The sequence below is a fragment of the Pseudomonas sp. AP19 genome (assembly GCF_001728855.1).
GTDB lineage: Bacteria > Pseudomonadota > Gammaproteobacteria > Pseudomonadales > Pseudomonadaceae > Aquipseudomonas > Aquipseudomonas fluorescens.
The window spans coordinates 1-4,307 of the sequence record NZ_LXJP01000117.1; the positions used below are offsets into that span (position 1 = coordinate 1).

At 60.3% G+C, this 4,307-nt stretch carries 3 protein-coding genes; 1 reads left to right on the top strand and 2 read right to left on the bottom strand.

The features are described 5' to 3' along the window. Nucleotides 1-134: 134 nt before the first annotated feature. Both A7D21_RS33710 and A7D21_RS33715 read right to left on the bottom strand, forming a co-directional pair. Nucleotides 135-1,487, bottom strand: coding sequence for a GntP family permease (locus tag A7D21_RS33710; RefSeq protein ID WP_069553828.1), 1,353 nt, complete (start codon nucleotides 1,485-1,487; stop codon nucleotides 135-137). Between the two features lie 83 nt (nucleotides 1,488-1,570). Further along, entirely contained in the window at nucleotides 1,571-2,104 is a 534-nt protein-coding gene (locus tag A7D21_RS33715; RefSeq protein ID WP_053257670.1) for a gluconokinase, read from the bottom strand. Nucleotides 2,105-2,327: 223 nt separating this feature from the next. Between A7D21_RS33715 and A7D21_RS33720 the strand changes: the two genes are divergently transcribed. Further along, the gene (locus tag A7D21_RS33720) at nucleotides 2,328-3,359 is read left to right on the top strand and encodes a LacI family DNA-binding transcriptional regulator (protein WP_162232032.1); all 1,032 of its coding nucleotides are present in this window, start codon (nucleotides 2,328-2,330) and stop codon (nucleotides 3,357-3,359) included. The last annotated feature ends 948 nt before the right edge of the window (nucleotides 3,360-4,307 follow it).

Here is a 4,307-nt window from a genome sequence, read left to right on the forward strand (position 1 = left end):
AAAAAAATGTGGGAGGGGGCTGGCCCCCGATAGCAGTGGGTCAGTCACCAGATGCAGTGACTGACACTCAGCAATCGGGAGCAAGCCCCCTCCCACATTTGGATTGGGTTTTCACCCATGTCGTGTGGTGTTGCTTACACCATCAACGACAGCAACATGATAAAGATCAGCGCCACCACCGACAGGATGGTTTCCATCGCCGTCCAGGTCTTGAAGGTCTCGGCCACGGTCATGTTGAAGTACTGCTTCACCAGCCAGAACCCTGCATCGTTGACGTGAGACAACACCAACGACCCCGCCCCCGTCGCCAACACCAGCAGCTCACGGTTCACGCCTGGAATCATGCCCACCACCGGCACCACAATCCCCGCACCGGTAATGGTCGCCACGGTCGCAGAACCGGTGGCCACCCGAATCACCGCCGCCACCAGCCACGCCAGCAGGATCGGGTTGATCTGCGCATTCACGGCCATATGGCCAATCACATCACCCACGCCGCTGGTGACCAGCATTTGCTTGAAACCACCGCCGGCACCAATGATCAGGATGATCGCCGCCGTCGGTGCCAGGCTGGCGTCGAGCAACTTGAGGATTTGCTTGGAATGAATGCCCTGGCGATGGCCAAAGGTGTACAGCGACAGCAGCAGCGCCAGCAGCAACGCGGTGATCGGGTGACCGATCATGTCCATCCAGTTACGGATCGCGTGGCCGTCCGGCAGTGCGACGTCAGCGAAGGTTTTGAGCAGCATCAGGAACACCGGCAGCAGCACGGTGATCAAGGTGATGCTGAAGCTCGGCAAGTCTTTGGACGCAGGCTCGCGGGCCAGTTGGTCGACCAGTTCCTGGGACGGGTTGCCCGGGATGTACTTGGCGATAAACGTGCCGAAGATCGGACCGGCAATGATGGCGGTCGGCAGGGCAACGATCAGGCCGTACAGGATGGTCTTGCCGATGTCCGCGCCGAACACGCCGATGGCCAGCAGCGGGCCCGGGTGCGGTGGCACCAGGCCGTGCACTGCCGACAGGCCGGCGAGCAACGGGATGCCGATTTTGATCAACGACACGCCCGTGCGGCGCGCGACGATAAACACCAGCGGGATCAGCAGCACAAAGCCGATCTCGAAGAACAGCGGGATGCCCACCAGGAACGCGGCGAACATCATCGCCCACTGGACTTTCTCTTTGCCGAAGGCGCGGATCAAGGTTTGTGCAATCTGATCGGCGCCGCCGGATTCAGCCATCATTTTGCCGAGCATCGTGCCCAGCGCGAGGATGATGCCGACAAAGCCAAGCACACCGCCGAAGCCGTCCTGGAAGGCCTTGATGATCTTGTCCACGGGCATGCCCGAGGTCAGGCCGAGGAAGCCGGCCGCGATGATCAGTGCAATGAACGGGTGCACCTTGAACTTGGTGATCAAAAAGATCAGCCCGATGATAGTGACCACTGCGTCTAGCAGCAGGTAGGACTCTTGGGACATGCCAAACATGGGGGGTCTCTCCTGTTTGTTGTTGTTATTAAAGCGGGTATTGAATTTCTCGCCGGGGATAGCGCTACCTTTCCGGCAAAAAATCAGTGAGTTGGTTCAAAGCCGTGTTGCAGCCACCAGGCATTGGTTTGCTCGGCCAGGTCCTGGATGCTGTCTTCGCTGGCGTTGAGCGCCAGGGTCAGCGGCTCGCCCACGGGCGATTCAAGGGTGGCGAACTGGCTGTCGATGAGGCTTGCCGGCATGAAATGGCCGGGGCGATGGGACACGCGGTCGGCGGCGACTTCACGGGTCAGCTCCAGAAATACAAAGCCCAGGCCCGGCGCGGCTTCGCGCAGGTGGTCGCGGTATTTTTTCTTGAGGGCTGAACAGGTGAGCACGGGGTGTTCGCCGGCCTTCAGTGCGCGGCGCAGTTCATCGCAGAGGATGTCGAGCCAGCCGGCGCGGTCGTCGTCGTTGAGGGGGTGGCCGGCGCTCATCTTTTCGATGTTCGCGGCAGGGTGAAAGCTGTCGCCTTCAATGGCGGTGGCGCCGTTCAGGTGGCACAAGGCTTCGCTGACGCTGGACTTGCCACAGCCGGAAACACCCATGATGACCAGGGCGGTAACAGGTTGACTCATGAAACACCTCAGGACGCAGATAGCGCTACCTTCGCACGCTGTAAGGCTAGTGCAAAAACAGGCTTTTCCCGCGCCGACTTGTCTTTTTTTATGGAGTGACGCGTGCATCCTCGCCAAACGACCTACACAAGAACAGAGCGGATCAGGCAACCCAATGTTCAAGCATTTGCAGCCGTTTGGAGACAGCGCTACCTTAGTGCCTCGATTTTTGTTTGGCAACCGCCTGATGACCTCCAAGAACGATAAAAATACCCGCACAACCGGTCGCCCGACCCTCAATGAAGTGGCGCGCCTGGCTGGCGTCAGCCCGATTACCGCCTCCCGAGCCCTGCGCGGCATCAGCACGGTGGCCACCGAACTGGTGGAAAAAGTGCAACTGGCCGCCGCCGAACTCAACTACGTGGTCAACCCGGCTGCCCGCGCCCTGGCGTCGGCGCAAAGCCACTCGGTGGTGGTGCTGGTGCCGTCGTTGTCGAACCTGCTGTTTATCGAAACCCTCGAAGCCATCCACCAAGTGCTGCGGCCCAAGGGCTTCGAAGTGCTGATCGGCAACTCGCACTATTCGCGCGATGAAGAAGAAAACCTGCTGCGCAACTACATGGCCTACCAGCCACGGGGTTTGCTGCTGACCGGCTTTGACCGCACCGAAAGCGCGCGACGGATGGTCGAGGCCAGCAATGTGCCGTGTGTGTACATGATGGACCTGGACCCTAACGCCGGCGTGAACTGCGTGGGGTTTTCGCAACTGAGTGCTGGCGAAACGGCAGCGGCGCATTTGCTGTCCCGAGGGCGCAAGCGCCTGGCCTATATCGGTGCGCAGCTGGACCAACGCACGTTACTGCGCGGTGAAGGCTTCCGCCGCGCCCTGCAACAGGCTGGCCTGTACGACCCGGCGCTGGAACTGCTGACGCCACGCCCCTCCTCCGTCGGCCTGGGTGGCGAGCTGTTTTTGCAACTGCTGGCGGCGCACCCGGACGTGGATGCGATTTTCTTTGGCAACGACGACCTGGCCCAGGGCGCGCTGCTGGAAGCCATGCGCCACGGCATCAAAGTACCGGAGCGCGTGGCGGTGCTGGGCTTTAACGATTTGCCGGCGTCATCCTTCATGGTGCCGCGCTTGAGCAGCATCAGCACACCGCGTGAAGCGATTGGGCGGCGCGCGGCGGAGCATTTGTTGACGATCATGGCGGGCAACAAAATTGCCAAGCCGGTGGTGGACATGGGGTTTGAGTTGCAGGTGCGCGAGAGCAGCTGACTTTCTAACGGCCGAATACAATCAAACAGTGGGAGCTGGATTGCCTGCGGTGGCCATTGGTATCTACACATTTTTTACGGGTTGAGTGCTGTGGTTGTCCCGTACACCCCACCACTCGGCACCTCGCCTAGGCTCGGTGTGCCAGAACGAAGGCTTTGGACCGTGGGCCGCCGCCATGGGCCATCCTTGGCCCATCGCGGCTAACCCGGCGTCCTGCCGGGTTACCCACGCTCCAAAGCCTGCGTTCGGCCAGCGTGGTTAACGGGGCGCCTAAGATCAAAATCAAAAACAGATCACAGTCAAAAGCAAAGCACGGCGGCCTGAGTGGTTAGATCAAAAGCACAAGCGAAGTGGTGTGTCAGTTGATGGAGTGGGTGACTGGCACACCGCATTCGCGAGCAAGCCCGCTCCCACATTTGGAACTGGGTACATCAGGCAGAGGGTGGGCTGCTCTTCGGACTGTATTGGGTCAATCTGGGAGCTGGCATGGGGTCTGCGACTGGGTTTGCCTGATGTACCGAGGTGTCTGCATCGCAGCGGTTCGGCGGTCCGACAAGCCAGCTCCCACAGAAAAGCAGAGCACTGCGGTGCTGGCAACTGAACTCGGTCAACATTGTGGGAGCGGGCTTGCTCGCGAAGGCGGCGCATCAGTGACAGATGAGCTGACTGACCCACCGCATTCGCGAGCAAGCCCGCTCCCACATTTGGATCTCATTTCATCCGGTAAAAGTGCTGTTGCTGTGCTTTTGCCCTGCTTTTGCTTCAACCACTCAGGCCGGCTGTCAGGCCGCCGTGCTCTGCTTTTGATTTTGATCTGCTGTTGATCTTGATCTGACAGGCCCCGTTAACCACGCTGGCCGAACGCAGGCTTGAATCCGTGGGTAACCCGGCAGGACGCCGGGTTAGCCGCACTGGGCCAAGGATGGCCCATTGCGGCGGCCCACGGAT